The following is a 14,752-nucleotide window of genomic DNA, read 5'->3' on the forward strand; positions in this document are numbered from 1 at the left end:
GTCTCCCAAACATGGGCCACGGCTCTCAATGCCCCAAGAACACGCATCCGATCAGAACACCAACGAGGCGCTTCTGCATTGCATAAGGCGGGAGGGGATGTTGATATAAATGGGTAGCGTATGGGGGGTAGCTACAATGGTCCATTGAGCCGCGGCTGTGCGGGATTAGGATCGATCGAGGGTCGGTACAACGACAGCGGACGGCTTGCCCGGCGGTACTCAAAGGCCTTTCTGCCTCCGACACGAATACGGCAGCCGATACGAGGGCAGCATCGGGCCCATTGTCGCTCCAGCCGCCCTGCAGACGTGGCTCCGCGCGGCCGGTTGCGCGATCTCGGCAACGAGCGGCGGCGTTTCGGCTACCGCCGATCGGCGGACTGAAGGGGATTGCTATGGAAGAGGCAAAGCGCGCGGACGCTTTCGTGAATGTCCTCTGCAACGTCGGGGTAACCGTCAGCCAGAACACGCGCATTCTCGACCTCGGCTGCGGCGCCGGGCTTATGGTGCGGGCCGCGCGTGAGAAGGGGTGGAATTTCTACGGTTGTAGCATGGGCCTCCGGGACGACCACGGTTCAGCTGATCCCGCGCTGATGCAGCAGGGCATCCTTCGCGAGATCGACCTGAACCCCTACAAGCTGCCTTTCGACGATTGTTTCTTCGACGTGGTCGTGAGCGACCAGGTCTTCGAACACGTGATGGACTATCCGACAACGCTCCAGGAGATCCACCGGGTGCTCAAGCCTGGCGGCGCCTTCCTCCACTTCTTTCCCTCTCGATACAACCCAATCGAGCCGCACGTGCTCGTGCCGCTCGCCACCGTCGTGCGTGCTCGTTGGTGGCTCAAGGCGTGGGCGCTGGTCGGAATCCGGAACGAATTCCAAAAGGGAATGTCCGCCAGAGAGGCCTGTGAAGCCAACTTCACGTTTCTGGCTTCCCACACCAACTATCTACCGAAGCGTGAGCTCCGCCGACTGTTCGCGCGCTACTTCACGGAGATCAGGTTCGTCGAAGACGCGTTTCTCAGAACCAGTGAGCGCGGGCGCAAGATCTACCAATTGTCGCGCTGGCTCCCGTTCCTGCCGAAGCTCTACAGTGCGGTCCGCTGTCGCGTCGCCTTTGGCAGGCGCGAGCCTGCGTCCGTGCACTCACAACCACTCACACACTGAGCGCCAAGCGTGATGACATTACGGCCTTGAAGGAGACGTTGGCGGTCGAGCGCGCGAAGGCTTTGGAAATCGCGGCAGAGCTCGCTGTCGCCCGCGAAAAAGCTTCGGAAGACAGTGCGCTGATTGCTCAGCAGTAGCGACGATCGCCAAGCTCGAGCGCCAGGGCGAAAGAGATATCAAGGGCGGAGCCCTTGGCTACTTAGAGAACCTCAATCGTGATGGTCGACGTAGTACCGCGGAGATGTCCCTCAAAAAGGATCTGATCGGTAGGGATGCGAACGCGGTAGGATGGCGAGAACCAACCAAATCCTGTCGCTTGGTCGCCCCGAACTACGCGAGCTTTCAATGGACCGGCGCTTGCTATTCGAACGAGTTGACGATTGCTGCATGTGATCAGCACCCCGCTCCGATCCGGCTCGACTGTTGACTGGCAAGTCGGATCTATCAGAAACGATACTGTAACGCTTCCATTTGTTGGAACTCCGACGAGTTCGTCGATTATCGTGAACCGCGAAACGTCATCAAACTCCACCGTACGCCGGTGCCTTACGCCGTATTGCCCGACATAGCCATCATGCTCTGCCACAACTCGCGCAACTGGAGTAGTTTTGGATGACATGAGGCGCGTATTCGCCTTGCTCGCCCAATTAAACGGCCCAGATGGGCGACTTGATCCAACCCCGGAAAGACTCAAGGTGTTGTGAACCGCAGTGTCCCTGAAGTGGTCCCGCAGCTCCCTATTCGGACCATATCGATACGTTCCGGCGTCTACGATAACAGGTTGGCTGCCTACAGATAGCCAGATAGAAAGCGCGTCAGCATGGCCATGACCAGCAATTGACAGATAGCCAACTGGTCCGTGATCGAACGTGAGAACGACAGGATCCTTATGCCCGCTTCGGATTACCGAATAGCCCCCTCTCGTAAACGAGCGCATTCCAACACGTTGTGCCGGCGCTACCGCGGCGGATCTCAGGATTACATCGCGAATGCTTGGATCTTTGGCCGGTGGCGCAAGATCCAGGCGCCCAACGCAGCCCGAAACGGCTGCGACAACGGACGCGACGTATCGTGGCTCAGGCGCCTGTGTTGTCGCAATAACTCGGCAATCGTCGCAATCTCCGATCGCAGGCACCTTTGCATCGGCGTCCATCAACCAAAGGGAATGCTCCAACCACGCCGAAAGCCGATCCACGGTAGTTGCTGGCAGGCTGGCTTCGCGTCCAAGGGCGGTGGCCGCAACAAGAAACAGCTCGATCGAGAACGCAGTATAGGTGGGAGATTGTTCCCCCCCAACGCCATCCGGATGAATTTGCTGATCAATCTCCGCGAGCAACGCGCGCCAACTGTTCTCCCGCAATGCCACTGCATCGGGGAATCCCGGAGCCATGATCGAACCGACGACCAGTCCGGCAAGCTCGGCGATCCGATGATTGTTTGCGGAGGAATGCAGTGACGGAAATCGCTTGATCCAGTCGAGATGCGCAAAGAAGAAGCGAAGCGCGGCACTGCGTGTAACGCCGTCAAGACGATCGACCCCGATGATCGAGAGCGTCACCGCGACCGAGATGATACGAAGTGCGACGTCGATGCCAAAAATCCAGCTTGGTCCACGAAAGGGTGGATTGCCCGCCATCCATGACCTAATCATACCGGCCAAAAGCACGAACTCGTCATGTTTCTCGACCAGCGCATCGGTGGCGAGAGGAACCAGAAATTGCAGTCGATTGAGCTCCGCAATGGTCTTCATATCGCGCGTGTTTATGCCGTGCCGGAATGAAATATCGAAGGCATAGGCGTCCCATTGCGGAAACGGCTCGCCATCCGTTGGATCGATACGCCAGAACGACGGATCGGGTGGCATCAAAGAAGGCTTCGGCCAGCGTGCACCGAGCAGGCAAAAACTGCCCGCGCGGACGTCATCGGCTTCGCAGCTTATGAGAGCGGATAGATCCGATGAGGTGGCGATAAGCCGGGAACGAATGCCAGGTATGGTAGTCAGCGGACCAAGTGGCTCAATCCCTTCCCAGCCGCCACTATGCCACCGCGCAGTTTGCTTATTGGCAGTTTCGACCAGGCGGTAAACAACCTCCGCCGCACTCATTGCCGCCAGACGGTCACGGTACCAGGCGGCTCGGCCTAGAACGGATCTCAAAAGCGCCTCACATGATTGACGCCCCACCGGGGTACAAATGACATTTCTTGTTTGCGAAGCGAGCAATTTGTGTCGCCGCGCGATTTGTCCATCAAACGATTGATCCCCTTACCCCCCCGCCCAGTAGAGCAAAATAACAACTTGAAGCGGACGACCCGGTCCTTCTGGATTTCGTTTCGCTTTCACGAGCCTTGTTTGTTTGCAAGCCAACGCGGCAGTCTTACGAAATCGCAGTAAGACCGTCCATTCCCCCATCGGCTGGCCTCGGCTTCTTCTGCAGATCGAGAATGGGTAATCCGAAAGGGTAGAGCTGCGGACCGGTTCACGAGACTATGCTTAAGTGTGTATTTGGATGCCCTTGCAATTATCGACTTGTCCCCGATGGGACATCAGGAAACGATCTCGGCCAATATACAATTACGCTCAACGGTGAAGCATGATTTCCGAGAACTGAGGATCGAACTGGAAGGACGCCGAGTTCGGTTTCGTGGTCTGCGCTGGTAAGCAAGTTTGGATGGATGATGAAGATTTGGTTTGATCTCCATAACTCGCCCCACATTAACATGTTTCGAGGGCTTATAAGCGAGCTTCAAGGGAAACATGAAGTAGTTATAACGGCTCGACCGCTAGCGAACACGGTTGATCTGCTGAAGCTGCATCGGCTCGATTACGAAGTCGTCGGCAAGCACTACGGGGCCAACATCGCCAGAAAGCTTCTAGGGTATCCGGTGCGAGTGTGCGACTTGTACCGTTTTCTCAAGGACCGTTCAATTGACCTCGCAGTCTCGCAAAGCTCCTTCTATTCACCGGTCGTCGCGCGACTTCTGGGTGTCCGATCAATTTATTTGAACGACAATGAGCACGCTCTTGGAAACGTGCCGTCTTTTCTGTTCGCAGATGTGATCATGCTGCCGGAATTCCTCGACATCAGCAGAGTGCGCTGGCAGGGAGCTCGCTCCGCCAAGGTACGCCACTTTCCCGGAATAAAGGAAGGCATGTATCTATGGTACTTTGCCGATCAATTCATGTCGCGACGCACTGACAGGACGGCGCGGGATCAGCGCAGAGCGGTCTACGTGAGGCCGGAGCCCTGGACCGCTCAGTACTACAAGAGTGACATCAATTTCCTGGACAGTCTTTTGCTTGGACTTCGCAATCATGTCGATTTGACCGTTCTGCCAAGAGGGCGTGCGCAGGGGGCACATTACAGAGCCGAAAAATTCAAAGGCATACGCGTGATCGATACCGCACTTGACCTGGCAGATATAGCTCCGGATTGCGATTTGTTTATTGGCGCTGGTGGGACGATGACCCGGGAGATGGCAGTACTCGGTATCCCAACGGTCTCGATCTACCGATCGGAACTGCTCGATGTAGATCGTTACTTATTGCGGAGCGGGTGTATGGAGCATCGGCCAGACCTTGATGCGGAAACAGCGCTGAGGATCCTCGATAACGCCACCGAGCGCGGTCCGAACCTGGAATTGCTCCACAAGGGCAGAATTGCTTACAACCAACTGTATTCGCTGATTCTCGAACTAGGCGGCCGCCACTAACCGAACGGCTAGATAATAATCAAGGCGGCTCTCATTGGCCTTGGCGCGCCGATGTGTTGAAAGCCCACTGTCGGCGCCGAACGAGATCGCTGATTCATCCACCTTTAGAAGAAGACTTTGATCGATGGTGGGTCAGCGGCAGGTCGTCAGGCGGCGCTGTTCTATGAGTTTCTCATTAGAGCGACATGTTCCTGCTGCTTGGTGTCACTCGCTGAACTGGCCGGCCTTCGATTGAGCGACCTCATGAGCGATGAAGCCGCGTTGCTTCCCTATTTCGTTTGAGCCTCCAACGCGATCACTGTACCGCATCGGCGCGCTTAAGCTTCCCTGGGCACACTTACGTGCGTTTGCGTTCGGCTGGCTCCGGTCGCCTTCGATCTCCCGCAACGCTGACGACGAAGCAATCTGATGGAAAAATCGCGCTTGCCCCTAGAATCGACCCGATATGGGCACGTATTGGGCCGACATACATGAGTATAAATCACACTTTGAAAGTTTTTTCGCCATTTTTGCTTATTAACCCCACCCCAGCAGTCGGGGGGGCACAATCCCACTGCTTTGAAATGTGCTCGCGGTCCGAGACTGCGATGCATTGAAATCCGCTCGCGGTCCGAGGCTGCGATGCGTTGAAATGTGTTCGCGAAGCCAGTCGCTGCGAGCATGCAGGTATGTCGCGCGCCATCGTGATGCGCGGCAGTGGAATTCCCTTGTCTACGTCAAAGACAAACAACTTCCGTAACTCGATTCCGTAACTCGTGGGAGACCTGAATTGAATACCACTGGCACGATCACGTCGTTTAACCCTACGTCGCAACCGTATTCCTCCTCAGGTGGCTACATCGGCGGTAGCTACTTCGGAGTGCAAACTCCGAACAAGAGCTACAGTCTGACCAATCCTGACGCGCAAACTCTGCGATTTGAACTTCGACCGGGTGAGCCAGGCCCCTACGATAGTGCTGGAAGTGTCGATCGGGCCCAGATTGTTGACGGGGGATCCGGGCCAGGCGGTGCTCAAACCATTCCCGTCGGGACGCCCATCGCCGTCGACTACCAGTTTATGGTGCAGCCGAACGGGCCCAACAACACGTTCATCAACACGGCGTCATGGTTTGTCACCGGAGAACTTCACAACGATGACACATCTAGGGGTAGTGGTGTGCCGACGTCACCGCCGGTCGCGGTCGAGCTTGTCGGTGACCGTCTGCGAATTGTCGCCCGCTATACCCAGCCCGGTGGGGATCCCAGGAATGGTTCTCCTGATCTCCGAATGGTGACGCTGTGGACCGACCCGAACCCGATTGTCCCGGGCAAGTTTTACGACATCAATATCCAGACCAATGTCTCGAACAGCGGCGGCGGTTATCTCGACGTCTCGATCGACGGCAGACAGGTGGTGGATTATTCCGGCCCGCTCGGCTATGGGGCCGGCACCTACTGGACGGAAGGCCTCTATCGGAATGCAGGTCCCACCCAGACCGTGATCGCCGACTATCGCAACCTGACGGTCGTCACCGGATCGATGGCAAACGGCTGGCAGGGTGTAGGCGGCACGACGCCGACACAGCCAACCACGCCGACGACGCCGATCACGCCGCCAAACGTCGCGCCGTCGGTGACGCAGGTTTCCGCTTCACCGGGGACGGGAATCGCGGATAACGGCGATACCATCACAATGACGCTCGGCTTCAGCGAGGCGGTGACCGTCACCGGCACGCCCACGCTGGCGCTCAACAATGGCGACACGGCCGCTTATGTCGGTGGCTCGGGCACGAGCTCGCTCACCTTTAGAACGACCGTCGCGCCGACCGACAGGGACACCTCGGCGGTCGCGATCACCGGAGTCAATCTTCCGAGCGGAGCCAGCATCAAGGATCTTTCCGGTCTTGCGGCGAACCTCTCGGGTGCGGTGAAGACGTTCACCGGTCTGCAGATCGATGCGACGCCGACCTCGCCAACCACGCCGACGACGCCGACGACGCCGACCTCGCCAACCACGCCGACGACGCCGACGACGCCGACGTCCCCAACCACGCCAACCACCCCTACGTCATCCGTCACGAGGCCAGTCCTCACTATCGCGGACAACACGCTCGCGGTGCGCGGCAGAGGCGGTACGGTCGACCTGGGTACCAGGGTGACAACGACTGATACCAACGATCGCGTGACCGTGAACGTCACGGGTCTGTCGAGGTACGATACGATCACCACGTCCGATGGTCAGTCGTTCAGGGGAAGTAACATCACCTTGACGGCTGCGCAGGTTAACAGCGGACTGGAGCTGCACTCGTATTACCGTCGCGGAGGTCATCCTGACGCTACGCTGACGCTGACCGCAAACGCGAAGGACCCGGTCACCGGCGCTGTGACATCGGCCGCGCCGCAGACCATCGCCGTGACGGATGCGCGATCTGCGACGACGACTACGACGTCGCCGCAGACCCCCACTGTGACGACGCCTCCGGTCACCAGCACCACGGCGCCCACCACGCAGCAGCCGGTCGTTACGACTGCCGCAAGCGCAGGGTCCCTGGCGAGCCGGGGCTATGCGATGCTGCAGGGCCATGTGGAGCCGGCCACCAGCACTCTGGCGACCACCAGGTCGCAGGCGACCGTGACGGATCCTCAGCTCGCATCAGGTACGACCACAGCGTCCCTTGCAAACCAGAGCTTCGCGCTGCTGAACCAGTATCTGGCCGGCAACACCGGTCGGGTCGATTCCGGGCAGATCGTGTCGGCCGTGTCGCGAATGGCCGGTTATGGGCAGGAAGCTATCCTGACCAGACCGCATTGATCCGCTTCCGCACCCAGGCGCATCAGCGCCTGGGTGCGGCACCACCAAAGTTTGGGAATGCAGAAAAGGAACATCAAACGCGGCCGGTAGCTGCGAAGGGTTGAGTAAAAACATTATGGCGATGCAGAATGGGAATGCCCACGCCGCAGACCATGGGCTTCGAGCCTTGGCTCTGTTCCTGCGCCTTCATGGCGTCCACGCCGAGCCGGACCAGCTCCGCGATCGCTGCGGAAGCAGCACGATAGGCATCAGAGCGTTGCTTCGCTGCGCGCGCGAGTTTGGAGTCAAGGTCCGTTCACGAACAACGCATTGGAAGCGACTTGCGAACCTCCAGTTGCCTGGGATCGCATCGCTGCGTGATGGCGGATTTCTGCTTCTCGGCAAGGTCGACGACAACGGGGCACTCGTGCTGCATCCGACCGCGACGCGTCCGGAGTTGCTGACGCGCGCGGAATTCGAGGAAATCTGGGACGGCCGCTTGATCCTGACGGGATCGCAGAACGCCATCAACCGGGTGCGCCATGCCCTCGCTGACATGAGCGTCACCGTGCGTGGTCTGGCGCGCCGCGCCGTCGCCCCCGTAACGCGCGCTCGCGATACCATAATGCGGGCCCGCGATTCATTGATGCGTGCGTGCTTCGGCGAACGAAGCGATATGGCCCTCCAGGCGGCCGGATCCGACTTCGAGGCTGCGAGCATCGTGCCTCAGAGCGAGGACGAGTCTGGGCTCGTGGCAGTGGCAATCCTGTTAAGATGCCATGGCATTGCGGCCGATCCTGAACAGATCCGGCATCGCATGGGCGCGGCGAAGCTGGGCGTTACCGAAATCCTGCGCTGCGCCAAGGAATTCGGGCTGAAGGCTCGAGCGCAGAAGTCGAACTGGAGCAGGCTTGCGGTCACCCCGCTACCGGGAATTGCCCTGCTGCGCGATGGCGGCTTCCTGATCCTCGGCAAGGTCGATGACGACAAGATTCTGGTTCAGCGCCCATTGTCTCCCCAGCCCGAGGCAATGACGCAGGCCGAGCTCGAGGCGATCTGGGACGGCGGCATTATCCTGATGGCGCGGCGCGCGTCGCTGACCGATCTCTCCCGCCGCTTTGATATCGGATGGTTTGTCGGCGCGGTCCACAAATATCGCCGTCTTCTCGGCGAAGTGCTGGTCGCATCGTTCTTTCTGCAGATATTCGCCCTCATCTCACCGCTGTTCTTCCAGGTGGTCATCGACAAGGTGCTCGTGCATCGAAGCATGAGTACGCTAGACGTTCTAATCATAGGCCTTGTGGCGCTGACCGTGTTCGAGGCCGTTCTCGAAACGCTCCGGGTCTATCTGTTTGCGCACACCACGAACCGCATCGACGTCGAGCTCGGCGCCCGGCTATTTCGTCACCTGATGGCGTTGCCGATCGCATATTTCCAGGCTCGCCGGGTCGGCGATTCGGTCGCGCGCGTCCGCGAGCTGGAGAATATCCGTCAGTTCCTGACGAGCTCAGCGCTTACGCTCGTGATCGATCTGTTGTTCACCGTCGTCTTCCTTGCGGTGATGTTCTACTACTCGACGACGTTGACGCTGATCGTTATGGCCTCATTCCCGTTCTACATCGCCATTTCCGCGGGCGCTGCGCCGCTGTTTCGCCGGCGCCTCGATGAGAAATTCAACCGGGGTTCCGAGAACCAGGCATTCCTGGTCGAGAGCGTCACGGGCGTCGAGACGCTGAAGGCCATGGCGGTCGAGCCGCAGATGCAGCGCCGGTGGGAGGAGCAACTCGCCGGCTATGTCAGCGCAAGCTTCCGCGTGCTCAGCCTGAACAATACGGCGAGCCAGGCGGTCCAGATGATCAACAAGCTGGTCGTCGCGGCAACGCTTTACTTCGGCGCCCGGCTCGTGATCGGTGGCGACCTCACCGTCGGCGAGCTCGTCGCCTTCAACATGCTGGCCGGACGTGTGAGCATGCCGGTGCTGCGGCTCGCCCAGATGTGGCAGGATTTCCATCAGGCCCGTCTGTCGATCGATCGTCTCGGTGACATCCTCAACACCATCCCGGAGCCGAGCTTCAATCCCGGCCGTGCCGCACTACCGCCGATCCGCGGGCAGGTGACGTTCGAGCACGCGTCGTTCCGCTATCGCATCGACGGCCCCCAGGTGCTCCACAATGTGTCATTCAACGTTCAACCCGGCCAAGTCATCGGCATCGTTGGCTCGTCCGGCTCGGGCAAGAGCACCATCACCAAGCTGGTCCAGCGTCTCTACGTGCCGGAGAGCGGACGTGTGCTGATCGACGGCGTCGATCTCGCGATGGTCGACCTGACCTGGCTGCGGCGTCAGATCGGCGTCGTCCTCCAGGAAAACGTGTTGTTCAACCGTTCGATTCGCGAGAACATCGCACTGGCCGATCCGGCCATGCCGATGGAGCGCGTCATCGAGGCGGCATCCCTTGCTGGCGCTCACGACTTCATCCTGGAACTGCCCGAGGGTTACGACACGGTCGTCGGCGAACGGGGCAGCAGCCTGTCCGGCGGGCAGCGCCAGCGTGTCGCGATCGCACGCGCGCTGATTACCGATCCGCGCATCCTCATCCTCGACGAGGCGACCAGCGCGCTCGATTACGAAAGCGAGCGCGCCATCCAGCAAAACATGAAGCGAATTGCCGCCGGCCGGACCGTGTTCGTGATCGCGCATCGGCTTTCGACCGTGCGCAATGCGAACCGGATCATCACGCTCGAGCATGGCCGCATCGTCGAGGACGGCAGCCATGATGAGCTGATCCGCTCGAACGGGCGTTACGCAAACCTCCATTATCTGCAGGCCGGTATCCATGACGTCCGCTAGCCGAAACATCGTCCCGTTTCCCAACCGCCCGGCTCCGGCCCGGCGCCGCGAGCACGAAATCGCGTTCCTGCCGGCGGCGCTCGAGATCACTGAAACGCCGCCGTCCCCGATCGGGCGCGCGATCGGCGCCAGCATCATCGCGGTGTTCTGCGTCGCGCTACTGTGGGCGACATTCGGCAGCGTCGATATCGTCGCCAGCGCGACCGGCAAGATCGTACCAGGCGGGCGCACCAAGCTGATTCAGCCGTTCGAGACGGGCGTCGTCCGCGCCATCCACGTCCGCGACGGGCAGACCGTGAAAGCCGGCGACGTTCTGATCGAACTCGATCCGACGATGACGGAAGCCGACAACGAGCGCCAGAAGAGCGATCTCGTCGCGGCCGAACTCGACGTCGCCCGGCTGCGCGCCGCGCTCGCGGAGGATCCGCTTGCCGCCTTCCGGCCACCGCAAAGCGCGAGCGCCGCGGAGGTCGAGATGTATCGCCAGTTCCTGATCAGCCAGCGCGCCGAACAGAACGCCAAGCTTGCCGAGATCGAACGCCAGCAGGGCCAGAAGGAAGCAGAACGGGCAACTACTTCGGCGAGCGTTGCCAAGCTGCAGGCGACGATACCGGTGCTGCAGGAGCGCGTGGACATCCGGAAGAACCTGGTCGACAAGGCGCTGGCCTCGAAGGTCGTCTATCTCTCCGAATACCAGGAGCTGGTCGGGCTTCAGCAGGACCTCGTCCTGCAGCAGAGCCGGCTGCGCGAAGCCGACGCCGCCCTGGCGTTGCTGAAGGAAACGAGGGACAGGACCGCCGCGGAGTTTCGGCGCACGACCTATGACGCGCTCGCGAAAGCCGAGCAGAAGACGGCGAGCGCTTCGCAAGAGGTGATCAAGGCGGATCGGCGCACGAAACTTCAGCGTTTGGTCGCGCCCGTCGATGGCGTCGTGCAACAGCTCGCCGTTCACACGGTGGGCGGCGTGGTGACCCCTGCTCAGGCACTAGCCGTGGTGGTTCCGAGCGAAAGCCAGCTCGAGATCGAAGCTATGCTTTCCAACCGCGACATTGGATTCGTGCATCCAGGACAGAAAGCCGAGATCAAGGTCGACACATTCAACTTCACGCGCTACGGGCTCCTTCATGGCGACGTGCTCAGCGTTTCGTCTGATGCTATTACCCGCGACAGGCCGCCAGGCAGTTCAGGTGACCGGACTCTGGGTGCGACGACGAGCAGCAGCGAGCCGAAAGGTCAGGAGCTGGAATATGCCGCCCGTATTTCGCTCGACCGCGCGGCCATGCAGGTGGATGAGAAACTCGTCAAGCTTGGGCCGGGAATGGCCGTGACGGTCGAGATCAAGACAGGCTCGCGCACCATTATCAGCTACCTACTCTCGCCGCTGGCGAGATACAAGCAGGAGTCCTTGCGGGAGCGGTAGAACCAGAACTCCCTCGATGAGCATGCGGGCAATCGAAGACGGCCAGGGCCAGCTAATCGACCTGGCCGTCTCCATTTCCGCTAGCTTGCGCCCGCGGAGCTGCGAACCCGCCCCTCTTCATCCCGTCGAAAGGCGCGGGTCGCTATTCATCGCGAGCCTCCATTTCCCTCATGGCTTTACGTAAGACCACCCCTTCTCCTGCAACTCCATCACGCGCACGACGCCTGATTTCACCACCTCGGCCTGAGGGAGGATCGCGATGTCCTTGTTCTCGGCCTTGTGCATTCTTTCCTGGGTGTTGCCGCAGGCCTTGAACGATACCTCCGGCCTGCTCAGCGCCATCTCCTCGATACGGGCCTTTACCGGCGAAGTATCGTTGCGGAGCATATGCAGGCCGGGCCCAAACGTGACAACTTCGATTTTCACCTTCTCGCCGAGATCCTTGTAGTACTGCGCAACGTTCGTTGCGTTGTTGAGCGCAAGATTCATCGCGGCGGGGTCATTCGTGTTCACCTGCAAAATTAAACTGTGCGTCTTGGAGTCGGGCGCAAGCCGAGCGTGGGCGGCAAGCGGAGATCTTTCTCTTTTATGTGTAATGGCTTTACTATGTTTGGTGCGCTTACGCGGGGCGACAGTTCTTTCCGCAACGCGCGGTTGGTACATTGCGGGATACGTCGTTGGCGGTACCCAGTACCGTCCGCCTCGCTCGGCGGCAGCGAATGACGGGACGAACAGGACTGTTGCTGCTCCTATGGCGATTATCCCTGCAGTATGTTGAAACATGTTCATCGGACTCTCTCCTGTGCAAAAAATCTCATTGGACACCGTCATCTGTTCGGCTTCGCGACCGGGTGTGACCATTTGCATGCAACAGTCATCCTCGCGCGCACCGTCTCCCACCCGCGGAGCGAAAAACCTCCATCCAGCGCGCTTCCCGCACGAGGTACAAGGTGGACGCTGAGGCTTCCCGCGACTGGAAGGGATTGCAGCAAGCCAATGACGTCCCCTCCGAACGCGACCCCTGCTCCGGGCGCCGCCTGCGCTGTCGCGGCGTGCACCTGCTGGCCGTCGTTAACGCGATAGAAAATCGCGTAGTTCTCGCTGCGGCCGGAAATGCCGGGTCCGGCGACGACCAATTCGGTCCTCCCTCCCCGACAACGAATTAAAAGCTTCATTGCGGCTTCGGCTGCGCCATCGACGGACGTGGTCGTCGCGGTGATCAAGGGTGAATAGTCGACCGGCGAGGTCGTTTGGCTAACGATCCAGTTGTTTGCTGGGGAGGCCGCCTGAGGCGCAGCAGCAATCGGCGGGGACGTCTGGCCGGGACACTCCGGCCCTTCGGCGCGCTCCATCAAGTTGCAGTCGCGGAGCTGCGCTGCCGGATCTATCGCTCCTTGCGCCCAGGCAATCCCGCTTGTGAGCGCGATTCCGGCTACGATCGAGATGGCGGCGCCTTTCATTGTGATGCGTGCGCGGCGCGCGGTTGACGTTCCAACCAGGCTTGCGCCGCCGGGAAGCGCACGAGACCGGGAACCGTAGCCGCGAGATTGATCGATTTCCACTTCGGGTCGAAGCCGGGCTCCTGCAGCTTGCCGATCCGCGAGAACAAATGATCGACGAAACGCGCGATGCGCTGAAAGCGGTTCGACCTGGCCGGAAAATTAAAGGCGACGAGAGCGGTCGGGACGGCGATGGTGGTTACACGCTCGCCCGGCTTGATCAGATTGGGATAGTCCGCGGTATCGAGCGCTGCGGGCAGATAGTAATCCTCGAACTTGCTATCATAGGGAATCGGCAGGAACTTGAACCCGGAATCCCAGCGGCCGCGCACGAAAGCATCTACCGGCTTCGAGGTAATGAAAACAACCGCTGCCATCTCGCCCTTACGCATCTGCTCGAGCGCGATCTGATGCGGGATGAACGTCTTTTCCACCTCGAGGCCAAGCCGACTGAAGATCAGTGGGCCCGAATAGGCCGCCGCCGTACCCTGGGTATTGAAGTTCACCTTCTTGCCGGCAAGGTCGTTCAGACTCTGAATCTCGGGACGAACGAATATCTGAAGTTCGGACGGAAATAGATTCAGAATGTAGGCAAGCCGCTGCTGAATGTCCGGCACCTGGCTTTTGTATTCCTCCAGCGCGTCGGAATTGATGATCGCGGCGTCGATGCCACGCAAGTAGAGCAGTGAATTCACGTTTTCGGTGGCGCCGCGCGTCACGACTGGCAGGACGTGCAGATTAGGTCCATCGTCGACGACCCGGGCGATTTCCGCTGCCAGGCGGATTGGTGCGCCCTCGAGAAGGCCCCCTGCAATACCGACTGTCCAGGCATTCATCGCCACTTGCGGCTTTTGCCGTGGCGCCTCGCGATCGAACAGACGAACGCCTTGCATCCGGGCACTTTGCGTCTGAGCGTCCGCAGGGAACGGCTGAATAGTCGCGGGCAAGGAGACTAACGCCAGAAGCAGAAGTCGTGGACCTGAATCAGCAAACCATGTCATCAGCTAATCCTTTCCAAGCTCTGAAGGCGCAGCCGATGTGTCGGTGCCGAAGATGCTCCAATGTGTCATCACGTAACGCACTCTATGCACCTCGCTTGCCCGCCAACTCCATTCCTCGCATGGGGGAAGCCGCGCGCACTCTTCGGAGCTAGGCTGCACGTGGCGGCTTGCGAAGCCGAGTTGGCCAATGCACCGGCGTTCGCGCCTCGTCTCTCATTATTCTGTATTAACTGCCTTATTCCGCTTTGGCGCTTGCTGCGCGAAACTCTTAAGGGGTACGTCGAAGGAAGCAGCTCGCAGCACGGGTGATGCGACGCGGTGCACCGCGACGATGCAA

The 14,752-nt window shown here is 59.9% G+C and carries 9 protein-coding genes; 5 read left to right on the plus strand and 4 right to left on the minus strand.

Annotated features, from left to right (window positions below; genetic code table 11):
* Positions 1–392 precede the first annotated feature (392 nt).
* Positions 393–1,166 (plus strand): class I SAM-dependent methyltransferase, encoded by a 774-nt coding sequence (locus ACH79_RS06675; RefSeq protein WP_161850303.1) that lies wholly within the window; start codon positions 393–395, stop codon positions 1,164–1,166.
* Between the two features lie 199 nt (positions 1,167–1,365).
* Here the strand turns inward: ACH79_RS06675 and ACH79_RS06680 are convergent, their stop codons facing one another.
* Positions 1,366–3,270 carry an alginate lyase family protein gene (locus ACH79_RS06680; protein WP_210255652.1) on the minus strand — a complete coding sequence of 635 codons (1,905 nt, stop codon included), beginning with the start codon at positions 3,268–3,270 and terminating at the stop codon, positions 1,366–1,368.
* 572 nt (positions 3,271–3,842) lie between these two features.
* Here ACH79_RS06680 and ACH79_RS06685 point away from each other — a divergent pair.
* The 4 genes from ACH79_RS06685 (at position 3,843) to ACH79_RS06700 (ending at position 11,915) form a co-directional block, all read left to right on the plus strand.
* Positions 3,843–4,877, plus strand: a complete 1,035-nt coding sequence (locus ACH79_RS06685; RefSeq protein WP_161850305.1) for a DUF354 domain-containing protein — start codon at positions 3,843–3,845, stop codon at positions 4,875–4,877.
* Positions 4,878–6,033: 1,156 nt separating this feature from the next.
* Positions 6,034–7,668 (plus strand): heparin lyase I family protein, encoded by a 1,635-nt coding sequence (locus ACH79_RS06690; protein WP_246738453.1) that lies wholly within the window; start codon positions 6,034–6,036, stop codon positions 7,666–7,668.
* A gap of 115 nt (positions 7,669–7,783) precedes the next feature.
* Entirely contained in the window at positions 7,784–10,495 is a 2,712-nt protein-coding gene (locus ACH79_RS06695) for a type I secretion system permease/ATPase (protein WP_161850307.1), read from the plus strand.
* Positions 10,482–11,915 (plus strand): HlyD family type I secretion periplasmic adaptor subunit, encoded by a 1,434-nt coding sequence (locus ACH79_RS06700; RefSeq protein WP_161850308.1) that lies wholly within the window; start codon positions 10,482–10,484, stop codon positions 11,913–11,915. The genes ACH79_RS06695 and ACH79_RS06700 overlap by 14 nt, the downstream gene beginning before the upstream one ends.
* Positions 11,916–12,083: 168 nt before the next feature.
* Here the strand turns inward: ACH79_RS06700 and ACH79_RS06705 are convergent, their stop codons facing one another.
* Genes ACH79_RS06705 through ACH79_RS06715 form a run of 3 tightly spaced genes read right to left on the minus strand, consistent with a single transcriptional unit; the run spans position 12,084 to position 14,307 of the window.
* Complete coding sequence (locus ACH79_RS06705; protein WP_161850309.1) at positions 12,084–12,704, minus strand: DsrE family protein; 621 nt, start codon at positions 12,702–12,704, stop codon at positions 12,084–12,086.
* Between the two features lie 38 nt (positions 12,705–12,742).
* Complete coding sequence (locus tag ACH79_RS06710) at positions 12,743–13,375, minus strand: hypothetical protein (protein ID WP_161850310.1); 633 nt, start codon at positions 13,373–13,375, stop codon at positions 12,743–12,745.
* Positions 13,372–14,307: a TAXI family TRAP transporter solute-binding subunit gene (locus ACH79_RS06715; protein ID WP_161850311.1), complete on the minus strand. Its 936-nt coding sequence runs from the start codon at positions 14,305–14,307 to the stop codon at positions 13,372–13,374. The genes ACH79_RS06710 and ACH79_RS06715 overlap by 4 nt, the downstream gene beginning before the upstream one ends.
* Positions 14,308–14,752: the final 445 nt, after the last annotated feature.

Origin of the sequence: Bradyrhizobium sp. CCBAU 051011 (assembly GCF_009930815.1) — a bacterium.
Taxonomy (GTDB): domain Bacteria; phylum Pseudomonadota; class Alphaproteobacteria; order Rhizobiales; family Xanthobacteraceae; genus Bradyrhizobium.

Excerpts from the sequence above, each read along its gene's own strand:
- ACH79_RS06675 (WP_161850303.1), top strand. The coding sequence starts at position 393 with ATGGAAGAGGCAAAGCGCGCGGACGCTTTCGTGAATGTCCTCTGCAAC.
- ACH79_RS06680 (WP_210255652.1), bottom strand. The coding sequence starts at position 3,270 with ATGAGTGCGGCGGAGGTTGTTTACCGCCTGGTCGAAACTGCCAATAAG.
- ACH79_RS06685 (WP_161850305.1), top strand. The coding sequence starts at position 3,843 with ATGAAGATTTGGTTTGATCTCCATAACTCGCCCCACATTAACATGTTT.
- ACH79_RS06695 (WP_161850307.1), top strand. The coding sequence starts at position 7,784 with ATGGCGATGCAGAATGGGAATGCCCACGCCGCAGACCATGGGCTTCGA.
- ACH79_RS06700 (WP_161850308.1), top strand. The coding sequence starts at position 10,482 with ATGACGTCCGCTAGCCGAAACATCGTCCCGTTTCCCAACCGCCCGGCT.
- ACH79_RS06705 (WP_161850309.1), bottom strand. The coding sequence starts at position 12,704 with ATGAACATGTTTCAACATACTGCAGGGATAATCGCCATAGGAGCAGCA.
- ACH79_RS06710 (WP_161850310.1), bottom strand. The coding sequence starts at position 13,375 with ATGAAAGGCGCCGCCATCTCGATCGTAGCCGGAATCGCGCTCACAAGC.
- ACH79_RS06715 (WP_161850311.1), bottom strand. The coding sequence starts at position 14,307 with ATGCAAGGCGTTCGTCTGTTCGATCGCGAGGCGCCACGGCAAAAGCCG.